This window comes from Streptomyces sp. NPDC001514, from assembly GCF_053597075.1.
Genome location: NZ_JBSFHO010000003.1, coordinates 47,326 through 66,216 on the forward strand (window position 1 = coordinate 47,326; position 18,891 = coordinate 66,216).

At 66.6% G+C, this 18,891-nt stretch carries 18 protein-coding genes; 10 read left to right on the forward strand and 8 right to left on the reverse strand.

Translation table 11 applies throughout. The features are described from left to right. Positions 1-23: 23 nt before the first annotated feature. The 7 genes from ACWCXB_RS04780 to ACWCXB_RS04810 form a co-directional block, all read right to left on the reverse strand. Complete coding sequence (locus tag ACWCXB_RS04780; protein WP_450719509.1) at positions 24-821, reverse strand: ISAs1 family transposase; 798 nt, start codon at positions 819-821, stop codon at positions 24-26. Positions 822-1,041: 220 nt separating this feature from the next. After that, the gene (locus ACWCXB_RS04785) at positions 1,042-1,371 is read right to left on the reverse strand and encodes an OB-fold protein (RefSeq protein WP_189473819.1); all 330 of its coding nucleotides are present in this window, start codon (positions 1,369-1,371) and stop codon (positions 1,042-1,044) included. Between the two features lie 15 nt (positions 1,372-1,386). Then, a complete protein-coding gene (locus tag ACWCXB_RS04790; protein WP_450719553.1) occupies positions 1,387-1,596 on the reverse strand; it encodes a hypothetical protein in 210 nt (69 codons plus the stop codon). A 96-nt stretch (positions 1,597-1,692) separates the two neighbouring features. Next, positions 1,693-2,556, reverse strand: a complete 864-nt coding sequence (locus ACWCXB_RS04795) for an oxidoreductase (protein ID WP_450719027.1) — start codon at positions 2,554-2,556, stop codon at positions 1,693-1,695. A 389-nt stretch (positions 2,557-2,945) separates the two neighbouring features. Continuing rightward, a complete protein-coding gene (locus ACWCXB_RS04800) occupies positions 2,946-4,058 on the reverse strand; it encodes a hypothetical protein (protein ID WP_450719029.1) in 1,113 nt (370 codons plus the stop codon). A 13-nt stretch (positions 4,059-4,071) separates the two neighbouring features. Beyond that, positions 4,072-5,430: an FAD-dependent oxidoreductase gene (locus tag ACWCXB_RS04805; protein ID WP_450719031.1), complete on the reverse strand. Its 1,359-nt coding sequence runs from the start codon at positions 5,428-5,430 to the stop codon at positions 4,072-4,074. Positions 5,431-5,885: 455 nt separating this feature from the next. Then, positions 5,886-6,676 (reverse strand): IS5 family transposase gene (locus ACWCXB_RS04810; protein WP_450719511.1). Its coding sequence is split into 2 segments (ribosomal slippage): positions 5,886-6,361 and positions 6,361-6,676, totalling 792 coding nucleotides; the frame shifts between segments, so codons are not numbered across the junction. 354 nt (positions 6,677-7,030) lie between these two features. On the opposite strand from ACWCXB_RS04810, the gene ACWCXB_RS04815 reads away from it, so the two are divergent. The 10 genes from ACWCXB_RS04815 to ACWCXB_RS04860 all read left to right on the forward strand — a co-directional run bounded on the left by ACWCXB_RS04815 (position 7,031) and on the right by ACWCXB_RS04860 (position 17,309). Beyond that, a complete protein-coding gene (locus tag ACWCXB_RS04815; protein ID WP_450719033.1) occupies positions 7,031-7,540 on the forward strand; it encodes a PhzA/PhzB family protein in 510 nt (169 codons plus the stop codon). Between the two features lie 47 nt (positions 7,541-7,587). Next, positions 7,588-8,754 (forward strand): 3-deoxy-7-phosphoheptulonate synthase, encoded by a 1,167-nt coding sequence (locus tag ACWCXB_RS04820; RefSeq protein ID WP_450719035.1) that lies wholly within the window; start codon positions 7,588-7,590, stop codon positions 8,752-8,754. Between the two features lie 24 nt (positions 8,755-8,778). Continuing rightward, entirely contained in the window at positions 8,779-9,402 is a 624-nt protein-coding gene (locus ACWCXB_RS04825; protein WP_450719037.1) for an isochorismatase family protein, read from the forward strand. Further along, positions 9,399-11,264, forward strand: a complete 1,866-nt coding sequence (locus tag ACWCXB_RS04830) for an anthranilate synthase family protein (protein WP_450719039.1) — start codon at positions 9,399-9,401, stop codon at positions 11,262-11,264. Before ACWCXB_RS04825 ends, ACWCXB_RS04830 begins: the two co-directional genes overlap by 4 nt. After that, the gene (locus tag ACWCXB_RS04835; RefSeq protein ID WP_450719041.1) at positions 11,261-11,614 is read left to right on the forward strand and encodes a hypothetical protein; all 354 of its coding nucleotides are present in this window, start codon (positions 11,261-11,263) and stop codon (positions 11,612-11,614) included. The genes ACWCXB_RS04830 and ACWCXB_RS04835 overlap by 4 nt, the downstream gene beginning before the upstream one ends. Before the next feature lie 11 nt (positions 11,615-11,625). After that, positions 11,626-12,447 (forward strand): PhzF family phenazine biosynthesis protein, encoded by an 822-nt coding sequence (locus tag ACWCXB_RS04840; RefSeq protein WP_450719043.1) that lies wholly within the window; start codon positions 11,626-11,628, stop codon positions 12,445-12,447. Positions 12,448-12,460: 13 nt separating this feature from the next. Beyond that, positions 12,461-13,108, forward strand: coding sequence for a phenazine biosynthesis FMN-dependent oxidase PhzG (gene phzG / locus ACWCXB_RS04845; RefSeq protein ID WP_450719045.1), 648 nt, complete (start codon positions 12,461-12,463; stop codon positions 13,106-13,108). A 107-nt stretch (positions 13,109-13,215) separates the two neighbouring features. Beyond that, complete coding sequence (locus tag ACWCXB_RS04850) at positions 13,216-14,316, forward strand: phenazine antibiotic biosynthesis protein (protein WP_450719047.1); 1,101 nt, start codon at positions 13,216-13,218, stop codon at positions 14,314-14,316. Further along, positions 14,316-15,680, forward strand: a complete 1,365-nt coding sequence (locus ACWCXB_RS04855) for an aldehyde dehydrogenase family protein (RefSeq protein WP_450719049.1) — start codon at positions 14,316-14,318, stop codon at positions 15,678-15,680. The genes ACWCXB_RS04850 and ACWCXB_RS04855 overlap by 1 nt, the downstream gene beginning before the upstream one ends. A gap of 114 nt (positions 15,681-15,794) precedes the next feature. Next, entirely contained in the window at positions 15,795-17,309 is a 1,515-nt protein-coding gene (locus tag ACWCXB_RS04860; RefSeq protein ID WP_450719051.1) for a GMC family oxidoreductase, read from the forward strand. A gap of 342 nt (positions 17,310-17,651) precedes the next feature. Here the strand turns inward: ACWCXB_RS04860 and ACWCXB_RS04865 are convergent, their stop codons facing one another. Beyond that, positions 17,652-18,632 (reverse strand): Lrp/AsnC family transcriptional regulator, encoded by a 981-nt coding sequence (locus tag ACWCXB_RS04865; RefSeq protein WP_450719053.1) that lies wholly within the window; start codon positions 18,630-18,632, stop codon positions 17,652-17,654. Positions 18,633-18,891 lie beyond the last annotated feature (259 nt).

An 18,891-nucleotide genomic window follows, 5' to 3' on the forward strand; every position in this document is an offset into this window, starting at 1 on the left:
GCGACACGCGAGGAGACGGCGCGTCAACCTTCCGGCGCGCCCGGCCCCGCTCGAAGCGGGCTGTAGGCGATCCGCCACAGACTGGCCGACCTGTCCCTGGCGTGGGGGAAGTCCAGGCCGAGATCGATGACGGTGAGGGCCCTGGTCACTCGGGTTTCCCTGCGGCCGTGGCCGATCTCGCGGTCGTAGCGGCGTGCGGTGACGGCCTTCCACGGCAACATCCCTAGCCGGCGGCGGAGTTCGGGCTGGTTGGCCTTGACCACCAGCAGGTAGTGTGCCTTCTTCTCCTCCACCAGGAAGCGCGCGTGTGCGCGCTGGGTGTGCAGGGCGTCGGCTGTGACAGTGACCCCGGTCAGGTCGAAGGGCGCCAGCAGCGCGGCGAAGCAGGTGATTTCGTTGGTCTTGTCGGGACCCCGCGGTTGGGTGACGGTGCGGCCGTCGCCGGTCATCGCGGCCAGCAGGTGGGCAGCGGGCAGCTCGCCGTGCCGGGAGCCTCGGGCGGCCTTGCCGTCGACGGCCACCGAGTCCGATCCGGCAGGATCAGCGCCGGTCAGGTCGGCCAGGCCGCCGGGGCAGACCAGGCCGACAAACCGCCGGATCGTGGCGGCACTCGGTGCGACCCGCACACCCAACGCCCCGACGACCCGGGCACCGAGGCGGGCCAGGGCGTGCTGAGGAGCATTCCCGGACCACTGGCCGATGGCCGCGCACGAGCGCGCGCCGGCAAGCACCGCCGAGGCGGCGACCAGCAGCACCGCCACGAACGGGTGACGAACCCCCCGACGCCGCCGCGGATCGGGCAGCACCCGCGACCGCTCCACCAGCGGCAATCCCGTCACGCTGCCCAGAGCGGGCGACTTGGTCAGGCAGACGGTGGCAGACTGGCGGCACCTCGAAGCTCCGGCGGTTCAGGGCGACTTGGGAAGGTCACCCCGTTCAACCGGAGCTTCGTTGCATTCGTGACGGCCCGACCCGCACTTCTCGCACCATCGCGACCTGCGGACTCACGTGATCACCGGGACTTTGAAACGCCCCTGGGACTCATGGGGTGAGGAGTTCGCACTGCTTGATGACCAGCACTGTTCCGTCCTCGCTGAAGACCCGACATTCTCCCTTGACGGTGACGGTGACGCCCAGGGGGACGCTTCGCACAAGCCGGAATGATTCCTTAATTCGGTGGTCAAACGGCAGCACGAAGATGGCGAGGTGGGGGCCTCCGGGGACATCTGACACATCCACCACCGGCGTACCATATTGGCTTTCGCCCGTTCGGATTGAGATTCCCTCGAGAGTGAGGAATTTCCCATAGTAGGCACGCTCGGCGGCGGCGCGGTCCGCGGTGAATTCGTTGTGGAGGTCTCGAATTTTCATTGGTTGCCGCCTTCTCTAGTGTCGCGTGATCCTGCTGGTCTTATTCGAGTTGTCGTCGACTAGTGCTCCGCGCTTGAGATCTGCGGCACGCGCCACCACACGGATCCCGCCGTGTCCCAGCGCCCGCGCACCCGCGCCGAGTACCAGACGCCGACGTCGCTCATCCAGATGCGGCAGCAACCGTGCGAACTTCTCCACCAGCGCCGCCTCGATCCCCTCCATCACACCGGGATCCTACGACCCAACCACCCTACAGAACACCGAAGTTATTAATCGTCAGCTCCCTGCCAATGCCCTGCGCCGGAATAAGGGCCCACAGGGTCACTGCCCGATGGTGTTGAGTTCGGCGATCGCCTCGTCGGGCAGTTGCAGGTCAGCCGCGGCGATGTTCTCCCGCAGGTGAGCGACGGAGGAGGTTCCGGGGATCAGCACCGTCGACGGCGAGCGCTGCAGCAGCCAGGCGAGCGCCACCTGCTGCTCGGAGGCGCCAAGGCGGCGGGCGACGTCGCGCAGGATCCGTGACCGCAGTGGGTGGAATCCGCCGCCAAGGGGGAAGAACGCGGCGTAGGCGATGTTCTCCTCGGCGCAGCGAGCGACGAGGTCGTCGTCGGCGCGGTCGACCAGGTTGTACCGGTTCTGCACGGTGACCACGGGGGCGATGGCCTGGGCCTGGGTGAGCTGGGCGTCGGTGATCCCGCTGAGGCCGAGGTGACGGATCAGGCCCTGCTCACGCAGGCCGGCCAAGGTGCCGAACGGCTCGGCGATGGAGGACCCGTCACCGTCGAATGCGGCCGTGCGCAGGTTGACCACGTCCAGGGTCTCCAGGCCGAGGTGTCGGAGATTCTCGTGGACCTGGGCCTTGAGGTCGGCGGGGTCCAGGGAGGTGATCCAGCCGCCGTTGGCGCTGCGGCGGACGCCGACCTTGGTGACGATGTGCAGACCGGCCGGGTAGGGGTGCAGGGCCTCCTTGATCAGTTCATTGACGATAGCCGGCCCGTAGAAGTCGCTGGTGTCGATGTGGGTGATGCCGAGCTCGACCGCTGCGCGCAGCACGGCGATCGCCTGAGTGCGATTCTTGGGCGGTCCGAAGACACCGGGACCGGTCAGCTGCATCGCGCCGTATCCCATCCGAGTGATGCTCAGGTCGTCGGCGAGGGTTAGCGTCTGCAGGGCGGGGATACTCATCGGAAGGCCTCTCGGGTCTGTTCGCGGCATCGTTGCGGATCGCTCGGCGCGTCCATTGGGTAAGTTTCCATATTTGCGGCGGAGGCAGGGACGCGGTTCGGGTGGCCAGGGGCGCGAGCCCCTGGCCACCCGACTGGTAGAAGACGAGCGGGCCTTGATTGTTCGTGAAATCTTCGAGTTTTTCACAAATAATCAATTTATTTACTCTGAGGTCGAGCCTCAGACCCCTCGTTCCTGCACGTCACCGCCGCTTCCTCGGCTGAACTCGACGGGAGTTCAGCCAAGGAAGCTCGCCGTGAGGCACGGCGAGCGCCGCACCCGATGCATTCACGGCCGCGCCCAAACCTCCTGAAGCAGCATGCAGCTACTAGCGGCACACCGGCGGTTCATCATGCGACGGACGCTGCCGGATTGTCTCCGATAGCCGCCTTGACGGCGTCATCCTGCGGGGAAGTTCGCCGGACCGTCGCAAAGTTGAACGCCTTGTCGCGAATGCTGATCGTCCACGAGAGTCCAGACCGCTCGCCCACGGTAAGTCCCAACACGATGAGCGGCATATGCCACTCGTACTTCACGAGCGTGCCTTGGTCCGCATGGGCGTCCGAGCCGTCGTGCGCCGATACATTGCCGTAGTTGTTGACGGCAAAGACGTCGGGCGTGGCAATCATCTGCCCGATTCGAGCCTGGCCGGCTTCAATGAAGTCTTCTCGCCGCTCGATGCGAGACAGTGCGTCTATCTGCCGCTGCTCCTCGGCGCGATAGTAGTCACGGATCTGGATTCCCGTGCTCTGCTCGATTACGCTTCGCGGCACCGTCAGAAACCGAAGCGTGTTGCCAAGGGGCAGGTTCGGCGAGTAAAGGCTGTTCTTGAGGACGAACATGTTTGCGCTGTCGCGGTCAAGGAAATCCGCCCTCATCTTTTCCAAGAAGGGGCCGATCTTGACCGGCGAGGCAGAGCCTTCGGCGAACGTGACGGGGAGTTCTTTGCTCGCACCGGAGGGCGAAGTCTCAGCGGGCGGCACGAACTCTGCCAGCTCATCAGCCCGGATCCCCAGCTCTGCGAGGCCTTCGGCGATCCGGAAGCCGTCCTGCCGAGTCTTCAGGGTCTTCATCAGCGCCTGGTGGAATCGGAAAACCTTGTATCCGTCCTGCAGCGGAAACGGTATGCATGTAAAGATGCCCTGCAGGTGCGGGTCGGAGCGATAGGTGACGGAGGCGAGCAGGAAGCTGTCGTAGTAGCTTTCGTACTTTTCCGCAAGGAGTCCCTGGAAGGACGAGAGGGGGAAATCCTCGGGAGTGTCGAAGGTCAGCTCCACCAGGTGGCACTTGGAGAAGAGCGGATTCTCCCGGAAGAAGTGCGTCATGGCCTCCTCGAACTCGGCGAGCTCGAACGCCCTGTCAACCTTGTACGTGGAGAGCGACGGAAAGAACTGTGACGCATCTATGAACGGGAACGTGGTCAGGGAGAGCCGAAGGATTTTGTCGGCGATGGAGACGGGCATTTGGTTACCTCCATTAACTGGTGTGCGCCGGGACGCGCCGCCGGCGATTTCTCGCCAAAACGCGCCACATGATGCCCGGGGTGCACAATGTTGTCGGCGGTTCAAGCAAGTACTGGACTTTCAGGAATTTCTCGGTCACGACCATGTCCGTTTCGGCTGCGGCGAGCACCTTGTCCATGTAGGAGTTGATGAGCCGCACGGGAAGTGGCCTCGGGCCTTCGATCTGAGGGAGGGCCAGGTCACTGCCGGTGGCCATCTTCCAGGCGACGCCGATGGGCTTGGCGGCCTTGCGGAAGAATCGTTGCGCGACCTGATCCAGGTCACCGCTCAGTGAGTCACGCAGCGCCATCGCCTGGAGCGAGGCCACCGTCATCCCCTGGGCGTAGATGGGGTTGAAGCTGGATATCGCATCGCCCACCACCAGCAGCCTGCGCGGGAATCGGGTCAGCTTCTCATAGCGACGGCGCACGCTCGCCGGGAACCGGTGCGCGGAAATCTCGCTGAGCGGCTCAGCGTCGCGGATCGCCGCGAAGACGTGTTCGGGAACCAACGGCCTGGCGAACTCCACCCACCCGGCCGGGTCGGTCGGCGGATGGTGGTCGCGGTAACCGATCAGCGTCAGGACCCAGCGGCCGTCCTCTTCCTCCAGGAATTCCGCGCCCATGGGGCTCCCCGGTGCGTGCCCGATGATCACGACCTTCTCACGGCCCATCGAACCAGGGGCCGGCCGCAGATACCGGCTGGTGTACATGATGTCGACGTCGATACGCTCCTCGAGCGGCGGCTCGTATCCCATCTCGACCAGCCACTTGGTGGTCCGTCCGGACCGGCCGGTTGCGTCCACCACCAGATCGGCGGGGATCACATCCTCGGAGCCGCTGCCCACGTACCTGACACGCACACCGGTGACAGTGACATTGTCCGAGGTGGTCTCGAGGCCGGTGACCTGGCACTCGTCGATGAGCTTGATCTTCGCAAGATCCCCGATCCGGGCGCGGAGCCGACTCTCCAAATGCGGCCGGCTCGGCTGGTAGGTGCGGGACAGATCGGCGTACTCGCCGTCCATGCACAACAAGTGCCCGCCCAAGCTCATCCGCAGCTCGGCAGGTCCGTCGATGACGGGCGCGCCACCGGCAACGAAGTCGTCGAGTATCCCGGGGAACAGCTCCTCGAAGATCTTCGCACCCTTGGAGAGCAGGCCATGAGCGTGGCGGCCCTGCGGCACACCTCGCCGCTGAGTCCGCTGCCCCTCCGGCAGCTGGTCACGCTCTATCACCGTTACCCGGTCGAATGCCTCGGAGAGCACCCGGGCGGCAAGCAGACCCGAGATACTCGCTCCCAGCACCACCGCATGTTCACCGATACGCTTCACTGGAATTCCTTCTGGTTGGGCAAGTGTCTTGTGTGGGGTATGTCATGCGATATATGGGTGATCGCGGCCGATGCTCGGGCGATAGTTTCCCGAATCCTTCGATATGGAAATCATCGAGGTGTGAGGTGCGCACCGCGAACATAAGTGCCCCATAGGTTTGGCCACCGCACGTGGCGCAGTATTGGCTTGTTCGTTCCATCGAGCGCGGCTCGCGTGGCCGAAATTCACGTCGGATGCGAGGCTCCAGCGCGCGCCGGCGACCAGGCCGGCGGCACGTGTCCGGGCACCGGTGCCGGGCCGGAGCTCCGGGCTGCCGGTAGTAGTAGTCGCGGGCGTCCCTCGGCACAGGGGATAGGAGTGCAGGCCGGCCGGCAGGCGGGCCGACTTCCGGACGGTCGACTGGCCGTCGCTCTGAGCCCCGATCGGTGGATCGGGGCTCAGAGCTCGTAACACGATCACGGTGTCGGCTTGTTGATCCTTCGCCAGTAGATGAGGGCGCATGCGAGTGAGACGAGTGAGACGTGGAGGTCGAGGCGTCGTTCCCAGCGGGTGGCGAGGCGCTTGAACTGGTGGAGCGGGGCGAAGGTCCGCTCGATGACGTAGCGGAGCTTGCCGAGGCCGCGGATGTCGGGCTCGCCTCGACGGGAGATGACAGGCAGGATCCGACGCCGGGTCAGCTCGCGTCGGACGTGCCGACTGTCGTCACCCTTGTCACCGAAAAGGGACTCGGGCCGCGTGCGTGGCCGACCCGGTCGCCCGGCCACGGACGGGACGCCGTCGACCAGGGCGAGGGCCTGGGTGATGTAGGGGACGTTGCCGCCGGTCGTGATCACTTTCAGCGGCGTGCCGCTGCCGTCGCGGATCAGGTGGTGTTCGCTGCCCGACTTGCCGCGATCGACCGGCGACGGGCCAACCCCGGCACCCCTCTTTTCGCCCGCACGTGGGAGGAGTCCACGCAGGCGCGCGTCCAGTCGATCCGCCGGGCCGCGTTCAACTCCGCGAGCAGTATCCGGTGGACCTGGTCGAACACTCCCGCTTCCGTCCACCGGCACAGCCGGCGCCAGCAGGTCTGCCCCGAGCCGAAGCCCAGTTCAGGCGGCAACTGCTGCCACGTGATGCCCGTGAACAGCACGAACAGGATCCCCTGCAGGCACAGCCGGTCGTCCACCGGCCGCGGTCCCGGGGAGCGCTCCGGCCACGGCGGCAGGACCGGCTCGATCAGCGCCCACAGCTCGTCATCGACCATCCACGGTGCACTCACACCACCACAACGGACGAATCGTCACACCGGACACGGCCCACCAGCCCACAGCCACAAGATCGTGTTACGAGTACTCAGGCAGAGTCGCGCCCGCCATGGAGCAGATCCATCAGACGGTGATACCGGCTGGAATTTTTCGGCCAGACAGCGGTGATCGGCTTCCCGAACCAGCCACGGTATGAACAAGATTCCGCCTACCCGCCGAGCGCGGGAGGGGGGTTCAACAGAAATCTCATGAACCAATGCATGATTGTGCTCTTTCGGCGTCGTCATGACTTGTTGGGTCTGCCCTTGTGCGCGCGGTGATCCCGCTTTACTCCGGCACTACAGGGAGAGCCAATGGTCGACATCACCGGCACCGCTGAAACCACCGATACGCTGTCGAGGTCCAGCAGCGAAGCGGAACTGCGAGCGAGCAACCGTGCGATCGTGGAGCAGTACATGAATACCCGCGGGGAGGATCGCCTGCGTCGGCACCTTCTGTTCACCGAAGACGGCACCGGTGGTCTCTGGACGACCGAAACCGGAGAGCCGATCGTCATCACGGGCAGGGATCGACTGGGTGACCACGGCCAATGGTCGCTCAAGTGCTTCCCCGACTGGGCCTGGACGAACATCGAGATCTTCGACACGCAGGACCCCAACCAGTTTTGGGTCGAATGCGACGGCGAGGGAACGATCCGCTTCCCCGACTATCCCGACGGCCACTACCGCAATCACTTCCTGCACTCCTTCCTGTTCGAGAACGGGAAGATCAAGCGCCAGCGCGAGTTCATGAACCCCTGCCAGCAGTTCAGGGCGCTGGGCATCGCCGTCCCTCAGGTCAAGCGGGCCGACATACCGACCTGAACGCCGTTCGCCGGGCGTCTTCTTATCAATCAATGGAGAAGGTCGTTATGGGAAACATCCTTGCCGACATCGATAGGGCCCAGGCGCGCCACCAGCCCGAATGGGAAAATCCCTCACAGGTCGAGCTCGTACGAGCGATGCTGTCATCCGTCACACCGCTGGTGACCGCGGCGCAGGTGGAGAACCTCCGCTCCCACCTGGCCCGCGTCGCCACCGGCGAGATGCAGGTGCTACAGGCCGGGGATTGCGCGGAAGACCCGGCCGAGTGCACCGCTGGGCACATTCAAGCCAAGACCGGACTCATCGATCTGCTCGCCCAGAACCTGGAGACCGCCACCGGCAAGCAGACGCTGCGGGTCGGGCGGATCGCAGGGCAGTTCTCCAAGCCCCGCTCCAGCCAGGTCGAAAAGATCGGCGATGACGAACTGCCGTCCTTCTTCGGGCACATGATCAACGGGCCGGAGCCCACCCACGAGAGCAGGCGTCCCGATCCACTGCGCATGCTCACGGGCTACATGGCGGCGCGGGAGATCATGACGCAGCTCGGGTGGGTCGGGTCAGCACCTCGGCTTGACGGATCTGCTGTCCGGACCAGCCATGAAGCGCTGCTCCTGGACTACGAGATGTCGATGCTCCGAGAGCTCGACGGCGGTCGGCCCTTGCTCAGCTCCACCCACTGGCCGTGGATCGGCGAGCGGACCCGGCAGATCGACGGCCCGCACGTCGCACTGCTCGCCCAGGTGGTCAACCCGGTTGCCTGCAAGGTCGGCCCGTCGATGACCGCCGGCGAGATCGTCGAGCTGTGCGACCGGTTGGACCCGGAGCGGGAGCCGGGCCGGCTTTCACTCATCGTGCGCATGGGCGCCGACCTCGTCGCTGACAGGCTGCCCCGGCTCGTCGAGGCTGTGCAGTCGGCCGGGCACCCGGTGGTCTGGCTCAGCGACCCGATGCACGGGAACACCGATTGCGCGGCTGACGGCACCAAGTACCGGCTCGTGGAAACCGTCGCCCGGGAAGTCCGTGGCTTCCGGCGGGTCCTGGACCTGGCCGGGGTTCCGGCCGGGGGGCTTCACCTCGAGGCGACCCCCGACGACGTGACCGAGTGCGTGCTGGACACGGCCGAGCTGGGGTCGGGCCCCGTCACCAGCCTGTGTGATCCGCGACTCAACACCCCCCAGGCCATCAAGGTGGTCTCGGCGTGGTCCGAGTATTGAGATTCCTAGAGAGGGAGGCTTTTGATGACGGGAATACCGCCGATCGCGCCTTACAGACTGCCGCCGAGGGATGCGCTGCCGGAAAACACCGTGCGCTGGACCGTCGACCCGGATCGGGCGGTGCTCCTCATCCACGACATGCAGAGCTATTTCCTCAAGCCCTTTGAGGACGGCATGCGCAGCGAATTGGTCAGTAACATCGTCGACCTCAAGAAACGCTGCGGAGCGCTGGGGGTGCCGGTGGCCTACACCGCCCAGCCCGGCCGGATGACGGACCAGCAGCGTGGGCTCCTGAAGGACTTCTGGGGCCCCGGCATGCGCACTGACGAGACCGAACGCGCGGTCGTTCCCGAACTCGAACCCGACGCGGACGACTGGATGAGCACGAAATGGCGCTACAGTGCGTTCTTCGGGTCGGAGCTGCTGCAGCGCATGCGCGCGCTACAGCGTGACCAGTTGATCATTTGCGGCGTCTACGCGCACATCGGTGTGCTGTCGACCGCTTTGGAGGCGTTCTCCAACGACATCCAGCCCTTCCTGGTCGCCGACGCGCTCGGCGACTTCTCCGAAGCCCGCCACAAAATGACCCTCGAATACGCGGCACGGTGCTGCGCCATGGTGGTCCGAACCGAGGACGTGCTCGCATGAGCGCCCTGCTTGAGCAGGTTCTCGCGCTGGAACTACCCGCCTTCGCAATCATCCACCGTCCCGAAAGCGGCTCCCCCGGCACGCTGGACATCCTGACCGGCCAGATGACCGAGTACAAGTCGCTGGACGACATCCCGTTGGCCGACGACTCCGGGCCGGGTCCCGCGCTCGACACGCTGGTGCTCGTCCCCTACCGGCAGCTGGCCGACCGCGGCTTCGCCGCGCGAGACGACGCCACGCCCCTGCTCGCGATGAGCCTCACCGCTCGCGACACGGTGCCGGTTGCCGAAGCGCTCGCCGGCTTCCCGCAGGTCCCGACGGAATTGACCGACGGACACTTCGACGTGGACGACGACGCCTATGCGCAGATGGTGCGGCAGATCGTCACCGAGGAGATCGGCACCGGCGAGGGTGCCAACTTCGTGATGAAGCGCTCGTTCGTCGCGGACATCGGCGACTACTCGCTGACCAGCGCCCTGTCGTTCTTCCGGCGGCTGTTGGAGCGCGAGGAGAAGGCCTACTGGACCTTCATCATCCACACCGGCCGCAACACTCTCGTCGGTGCGACACCGGAGCGCCACATCTCGCTCGCCGGCGGCACAGCGGTCATGAACCCGATCAGCGGCACGTACCGGTATCCGTCCGGTGGCCCCACCTTGCAGGGGGTCATGGAGTTCCTCGCCGACACCAAGGAGACCGACGAGCTCTACATGGTCCTCGACGAGGAACTGAAGATGATGGCCCGGCTGTGCGATGACGGGGGGCGCGTCCACGGGCCGTACCTGAAAGAAATGGCGCGGCTGGCGCACACCGAATACCTGATCGAAGGCAGGACCAGCCGCGATGTGCGCGAGGTTCTGTTCGAGACGATGTTCGCCCCGACTGTCACCGGAAGCCCGCTGGAAAGCGCCGCCAAGGTCATCTCGCGCTACGAGCCGAAAGGACGCGGCTACTACAGCGGGGTCGCCGCGCTGATCGGACGGGACGCGGCCGGACTGCAGACACTCGACTCGGCGATCTTGATCCGGACGGCCGACATCGATCCCGGCGGTCGGATGAACATTTCCGTGGGGGCCACACTGGTGCGCCACTCCGACCCGATGGCTGAGGCCGCCGAGACCCACATCAAGCTGGCGACCCTGCTCAACGCGCTCAAGTCCGACCGTTCGTCCGGCTACGCCGCCGACCCGGAGGTCCGCGCCGCCCTGGAGCGCCGCAACGAGGGGATCGCGGACTTCTGGCTCCGGGACAAGGACGACCGCCCGTCGGCCGGGGCCTCGCTGGACGGCATGACGGCACTGGTCGTGGACGCGGAGGACACCTTCACCGCGATGCTCGACCAGCAGTTGCGGTCTCTGGGGTTGTCCGTGGAGGTCCGCCGCTTCGACGAGCCGTACGACGTGGCGGCCTACGACCTGACGGTCTTCGGTCCCGGTCCGGGAGATCCGCGGATGACCTCCCACCCCAAGATCGCCAAGCTGCGGCAGTCGATCGACACCGCGCTGGCGACTGGCCGGCCGATGCTGGCCGTGTGCCTGAGCCATCAGGTGCTCAGCACGAAGCTCGGCTTCGAGCTGCACCGCCGCGAGGTGCCCAACCAGGGCATACAGCGTGAGGTCGAGCTGTTCGGCGTGCCCGAACGCGTGGGCTTCTACAACACGTTCGCCGCGCACAGCACGGTGAGCGAGCGAACCATCGAAGGGATCGGCGTGGTCCAGGTGAGCCGGGACCAGGAGACCGGCGAGGTGAACGCGCTGCGCGGGCCGGGCTTCGCCTCGATGCAGTTCCACGCCGAGTCGGTGCTCACCGTCGACGGCCCGCGCATCATCAGAGAGGCGATACAGGGGGTGCTCGGCCGATGAGAGTGGATGTCGTCTGGTGGGACCTGGCCAGGTCCCAGCAGACCATCGAATCCCTGGAGGAGGATCTTCGTGACGGCTCCGTCGAGCCGTGGCACGAGGTCAAGGGACTGCGCCTGAAGCTGTGGATCGCCGACCGTGAACGCGGCCGTTGGGGCGCGGTCATGTGGTGGGACTCGGACGTTCCGGCAGATCAGCAGCTGCCCCCCAACCGGGCGGCCGAGCTGATCGGGTACGCACCCGACCACCGCACCAGCTTCGACGTCGCAGCGGTGGCCGAGGGGATCGACTCGCTCGGCCTCGCCTTCTCCGCCGGGCCCTCGGTACCGGCACAAGCCCTGGAGCGCCGATAATGCGCCGATACATGGTCGTAGACGCCTTCGCCAGCGAGCCGCTGCTGGGCAACCCGGTCGCCGTCTTCTTCGACAGCGAGGACCTGACCGGTGAGACGATGCAACGCATCGCGAAGGAGATGAACCTCTCCGAGGTCACCTTCGTGCTGCCGGCCGAGCAAGGCGGCGACGCACGGATCAGGATCTTCACCCCGGTGAACGAACTGCCGTTCGCCGGGCACCCGATGCTCGGCACGGCCTTCGCGCTCGGTCGGACCTGGAGCCGCGACAGGCTGCAGCTGGAGACCGCGATGGGTGTCATCCCGTTCGAGCTGGGCACCCGCGACGGTGCCGCGTGGGTCCAGATGGAGCAGCCGGTTCCCACGTCGAAGCCCTACGATTTCGCCACGGAGCTCCTGGCCGCACTCGGGGTCGAGTCATCGACGGCCCCGGTCGAGATTTACCGCAACGGGCCGCGTCACGTGTTCGTGGGGTTGAGCGACGTCGAGGCGCTTTCCGCTCTCCACCCGGATCATCGCGCCCTCTCGCGCTTCCCCGACATGGCCGCCAACTGCTTCGCCCCGGCAGACGGGGGGTGGCGGACGCGGATGTTCTCCCCCGCCTACGGCGTGGTCGAGGACGCGGCGACCGGTTCCGCTGCCGGGCCTCTCGCGATCCACCTGGCCAGGCACGGGTTCGCCGAGTACGGGCAGGAGATCAAAATCACCCAGGGCGTGGAAATGGGACGCCCGTCGGTCATGAGGGCGACCGCCGAGGGGGTCGGCGAGTCAGTCCGCTCGGTCCACGTCGGCGGGCACGCCGTCATGGTCGCCGAGGGAACGATCAATGTCTAGCAAGGAGTCTTCCGTGGACCCAAGTGGATTCGAGTCCCTCAGCGGGAAGGTCGACCTCCCCTTCCCCGAGTACGACCAGCCGCCGGCGGAGCCTCTCAAGCTGGTGAGCAGCTGGCTTTCCCAGGCACGGGAAAGCGGAGTCCGCGAGCCCAGCGCGCTGGCGCTGGCCACTGCGGACTCCCGCGGCCGCGCCTCCAACCGGATAGTCGCCATCACCGATGTCACTGACCTGGGTCTGGTGTTCAGCAGCCACAGCTGCAGCCAGAAGGGACGTGAGATCGCCGCTACGGGTTGGGCGTCGGGCTTGCTGTACTGGAGGGAGACCGGTCAGCAGATCATTCTCTCCGGTCCAATCGCGCCACTGTCCGACGCCGAGTCGGACGCCCTGTGGTCCGCCCGGCCGATTCCGTTGCACGCCATGTCGACGGTCACCGAGCAGAGTGAGCCGCTGGAGGACCTGGAGCACGTCGAGGCTCTGCGCGCCAGGGCACGCGGCCTGGAACTGACCGGGGAGCCCCAGCCACGGCCGGAGTTCTTCGTCGGCTACCGGCTGCAGCCCGACGTCGTCGAATTCTGGTCCGCGAGCTCGAACCGGCTGCACCGCAGGCTGCGCTATGACCGCGACTCGCTCGAGTGGCGTACGAGCCGGCTGCAGCCGTAGTCCCCGCCTCCTTCGAGGAACCCTCCCGGCGCTCACCGCCTTTCACCGCTCCGGCGGCATCGTCGTCGTGCCCGGATACACCCGACCCTTCCCATGAGGGAGAGACAATGACTTTTACCGCAGAACAGATCCTGGATCTTCCGTTCGACGTCCAGCCCGACCCGGACGAGTTCATCCGCGCCGCCATGGAGTGGCACTTCAACCCCGAGACCGGCTGCAAGTTCTGGCTGGACCGGGCCGCTACCCTCGGCTTCGATCCGCGAGCCGATGTCAAGACGCACGAGGACCTCCGGCTTTTCCCGAACGTGGCCGCGGAGCTTCGCGACGTCCGTGGCGAGGACCTGATTCCCCGGGGATACGGAGACCAGCCCGACGTGGTCGGGTTCTTCGAAAGCGGCGGCACCACCGGCGCTCCGAAGCGGGTCGTTCTGATGCGGGACTGGCTTGACCGCATGGTGAGCTGGAGCAACGCGAACCTGGACCGCCACGGTGTGCCGCGCGGAGGGAACTGGCTGGGAGTCATCCCGACCGGGCCGCACGTCGTGGGCACCCTGTTCCGGCAGCACGCCGTGACGCACGGCCGCCATGGCTTCACGATCGACCTCGATCCGCGCTGGGTGAAGCGGCTCGTCGCCGAGGGTCAGTTCGGGCAGGTCGACGCCTACGCCCAGCACCTCATCGACCAGGCCGCCGACGTCCTGCGGACGCAGGACATCGGCCTGCTCACCATCACGCCCCCGCTGCTGGAACGGCTGGCCAGGGACGAGAAGCTGGTCGCCCTGGTGAACGAGCGGGTGAAGTGCATCAGGTGGGGAGGCACTCAGATGGACGCCGACTCCCGGCACCTGTTCAAGACCGAGGTGTTCCCCGAGGTCGCGCTGTGCGGCGAGTACGGAAGCACGATGATCATCGGGGTCGCGGGCGAGCGCGCCGGGATCTCCGTCGACGATCCGTGTGTCTTCGACTCGTTCTCCCCCTACGTGACCTTCACGGTCGTCGATCCGAAGAGCCTTGAGCCGGTGCCCTACGGAGAGCGGGGCCGGGTGCTGGTCAACCACGTCAGCAAGTCCTTCCTGCTGCCCAGCAACCTGGAACGTGACCTCGCCACTCGGATTCCTCAGGTGAACGGCTTGGTCGGGGACTCGGTCGCCGACATCTCCACGGTCGCGGTCTTCGAGGACGAGGACGTCATCGAGGGGGTTTACTGATGATCGACCTGCCCGCGCTCGGTGCAACGGGTGCCTACCGCTCCAGGAACATACAGACGGTCACCGATGTGGCAGGCACTGCCCTCGCGGAACTGAGCCTCGTGCCGCCGTTGTACGTCAACCGCACCATGGCGGCGCTGCGCCGGAGCAGCATCATGCCGGCCGACGAACGGGCCGACGCGATGATCCGTGCGGCCAAGCTCTTCGCGACCGCGACGATCGACGGCCTGACTGTCGAGGAGTACCAACACGCTGTCAGCAGGGTCGGTGGCGTCCCGATCTCCTCCGTCGTCACGGCGACCACGACGGTCGCCGAGCGGGTGGCGAAGGCTCATTCGAGCGTCCAGTACGCGCGCCCACAGGGGGCGGTCGACAACTGGCGCGATCCGCTGACGCGGACCGGGCGTTCGGTGTGGACACGGCGCGGAGACGTGTTCGCCGTGCACGCCGCGGGCAATCACCCCGGCACCCACAGCATCTGGCCGGAGGCACTGGCGCTGGGCTACCGCGTCGCGGTCCGCCCGTCGAGCCGCGATCCCTTCACCCCGCACCGGCTCGTGGCGGCACTGCGGAGCGCGGGATTCGCCGACGACCAGGTGGTGCTCCTGCCCACCGACCACGCCGGTGCCGACGCCATCCTGCACGGCGCCGACCTGGGGATGGTGTACGGCGGCGAAGAGGTGACCCGCAAGTACGGCGAGGCCGCGACGGTGCTGCCGCAGGGGCCGGGTCGGTCGAAGGTCCTCATCACGGCCGACGTGGACTGGCGCGACCACCTGGACGTGATCGTCTCATCCGTGAGCGGCCACGGCGGGACCGGATGCGTGAACACGACAGCCATCTTCGTGGAGGGCGACCCGACTCCGCTCGCCGAGGCGGTCGCGGCGCGGTTGTCCGCCGCGACCCCCTTGCCGCCCGAGGATGACAAGGCCGTACTCCCCGTACAGCCGGTCGCGGTCGCCAAGGCGATCGAAACGCACCTGCTCAAGAAGGCGGCCGGCGCCCGGCCCTGGCTCGGCGGCGACGGCGTCGTGGGCGAACTCGGGGACGGGAGCGCCGCGCTGCTGCCCGCCGTCTTCCAACTCGACGATCCGGCCGCTCCGCAGGCAGGCGTGGAACTACCGTTCCCTTGCGTGTGGATCGCGCCGTGGACACCCGAGGCCGGCACGGAACCGCTGAAGAACACGCTCGTGCTCAACGCGATGACCCACGACACCCAGCTCATCGACCGCCTGCTCGGCGAGCCGACCATCAGCAACCTGTACCTGGGAAGCCAGCACACCCACTGGATGGATCCCTCGGTACCGCACGACGGCTACCTGGCCGACTTCCTCATGCGGAACAAGGGTGTCATCCGGAACTGAAAGTGGTTCTGGCAACGCTCACGTTCGCACCGTGAGCGCGGTTCCGATGTCGCCCGCGGCAGCTCGCCACCGGGACGCTCCCTCCAACTCCAACGAGATCGAAAGGGTCCTACCTTGTCCCACTCCGTCGAACCGGCCGACGTCCTGATCGTCGGCGGCGGGTCGGCCGGCGCAGTGCTCGCCGCGCGCCTGAGCGAGAACCCCGCCCGGCGCGTCGTGCTGCTCGAGGCCGGGCCGGACTACGGCCCCACCCAGTTCCCCGACGCGCTGCTCGACGCCAACCGCATCGCCGATCTCGATCACGACTGGGGATACACCTCGCGGGGCGGGCGACTGAGCCCCTCGATGGTCGCCCTGCGCGGCAAGGTGATGGGCGGGAGTTCCGCCGTCAACGCCGGCGCCGCCCTCCGCGCCCGCGCCCGCGACTTCGCCTGCTGGGCCGAGAACGGGCTCGACGACTGGAGCTTCGCCGACGTCCTGCCGTACTTCCGCGCCCTGGAAAACACCCCCACCGGCGAGGACGAGTTTCACGGGCGAAGCGGGCCGATGCCCGTGCGCCAACTGACCGACTCCGAGCTGACCCCCGCGCATCGTGGCTTCATCGACGCCGCAGTCGCCCTTGGCCACAAGCGGATCACCGACTTCAACGGTGCCGAGCAGGACGGCGTCGGAGCCTTCGCGGTCAACGTCCTCGATGGGATCCGACAGAACACCGCACTGGTCTACCTCACCGCTGAGGTGCGCGCTCGCCCGAATCTCACGGTGCACGGTGCCGTCACCGTCGACCGGGTCCTGTTCCGCGGTGGCAGTGCGACCGGAGTGGTCACCGCCGACGGGACCGTGCACAATGCCGACGAGGTGATCCTCTCTGCCGGGACCTACGGAAGCGCGGCGATCCTGCTGCGCTCCGGCATCGGCCCCGCCGGCGAACTGGCGTCGCTCGGCATCGAGCCCCTCGCCGACCTACCCGTCGGACAACACCTGCAAGACCACCCTTTCTGCCCCGCGGTCTATGCACTCGGCCCGGGGCGAGGGGAGATGGCTCCGGCCCTCGGCGCACTGCTGTGGACCGCCTCCAGCGAGGCCGCGGACGGTGAACTCGACCTGAACGTCGTCGCCGTGCATCCCAACGGGGCTCCGTTCATGCCCGCCGGCGGCGTCATCGCCCTGTCCACGGCTCTCGTGCTCCCCGAGGCGCAGGGCACGGTGCGCCTCGCCAGCCGCGATCCGCTTGCCCAGCCCTTGATCGACCACAACTACCTCGGCACCGAGCGCGACCGCCGACGCATGCTCGAAGGCGTACGAATCGCCCGTGATCTGGCCCGTGACCCGGCACTCGCGCCGTCGCTCGCCGGGCTTCTGATGCCGCGCGAACTGCCCGACGACGCCGAGGAACTGATGCGGGTGATCGAATCCAGCCTCTCCATCTACGGTCACCCCACCTCCACCGCCCCCATGGGTGCCGCCGACTCGCCTCAGGCCGTCGTCGACTCCCGCGGAGCCGTGCACGGAATCGCCGCCCTGCGTGTCGTGGACGCCTCGATCATTCCGTACGTGCCCTCCAGCGTCACCAACCTCACCACGATCATGATCGCCGAACGCATCGCCCACCTCGTCTACAACCACTGATGACCCTAGGCTGCCGAGAGGCCGGCCACTCACCTTGATGATTCCGGGGCCGAGCCCCGGGCCCCGCGTTCCTGCACGTCACCGCCGCTTCCCCTGGCTGAACTCGGCGGGAGTTCAGCCAGGGAAGCTCGGCTCGGGGCGCGGCGAGCGCCGCATCCGACGGGTGCGGTGGTTCGGCGCACTTCACGCAGGCCAGGCCACGTCATCAGACCTCTGGTCGAGGAAACGAGGCTCACGCTACGGATCTGCGGGAGCCGGGGGTGAGATTCCCCCGGGCCACCCGACATTTCGCACGCTGCTGAAACCCTGGACTGATCGACTGATGGAGGCTCCGAACCCGCGTCAGGCTGAATTGCTACGTCTGGGGCTGCTGTGCAGGAACGGACTGCAGGTTTTCAGAGTCCTCTGGACAGGACTTGTTTCGAGCATGCGGATGGAGTCCAGCGCGCTGAGCCTATCGGCCAGGTAGTCATGCAGTTCACTGGGACTCTTGCACAAGACGAGGGCCACCAGGTTGGTTGGGCCGGTGGTAGAGGCCAGGAAGGCTAGTTCCCTGTGTTGGATCAGGGTGCTCGCTACCTGGTTCAGGTGCGCGGGGGCGACCGACATCCACAGCAGGGCTTGCGTGGTGATGCCGTATACCTCTGCACTGATCTCGACGTCGAAGGTGAGCATGCCGCTGGCCTGTAAAGCAGCGAGTCGGCGCGTAATGGTCGAGGAAGACTGGCCGGTCTCGGCGGCGAGGTCTGTGTAGCTGATGCGGCCGTTATTCTGCAACGCGGCCAGCAGGTGCCAGTCCGCCTGGGTCAGGGATGAGCGGAGCTTGGGCTCGTCAGCGTCATCTGACGAGTCGAGTGCTCGGCGCAGTTGTTCCTGCTGCTCGTTGGTGAGAGCCGTAGTGTGCCCCTGCCATGCGGTGGGACCGCCTAGATAGGTGTGCAGCAGGCGGTGCGCCGACACCTCGGCGATGTTGGCGACACGAGGGATCTCGCGGAACAGCAGCGTATGGTGCGCCGCGGAGTTCATGACGAAGCATATTTCGGTTCCCCCGGACACGAGCCGCACCCAGGTGGTGTCGTCCCGCCGAGCCAGGCCCTGCGCGACACTCTGAGCGGAGTTCGGGCTGGCCGTGAGCCTCAGAATCCACTTCCCACCTGACGGTTGCCGCGGGTTCACCACCCCGACAACGCGAAGCGACAGCTCGCTGCTCAGCCGCCCGTAGCGACGGGCGACTGTTTGCGTGGAGACGCCCAGAACCTCGGCGATCCGGCTGAACGGCGCCCGACCGTCGATACGCAGGGCATGAATAATACAGTGGTCCAATTCATCGACTGTGGGGACCGTTGGCTCAGAAATATCGCCCACTGGCCGTCTAGGACCAGGGGCGCTCAGCAAGGTTTGCGGCACCAGTTTTCCTCGGGTAGCCTGGAGGAGGGAGGCCCTCGTCAATGGACTTGGCTGTCGGAGACGGCGTTTTTCATCACCAGAGCCCCGGCGAGTTCCGTTCCACGGTGATGGTCAGCCAGTTCTCGTGATCGGTCATGCTTTGCCGGACTTGGCGCGCGGGCATGGAGTCGCACAA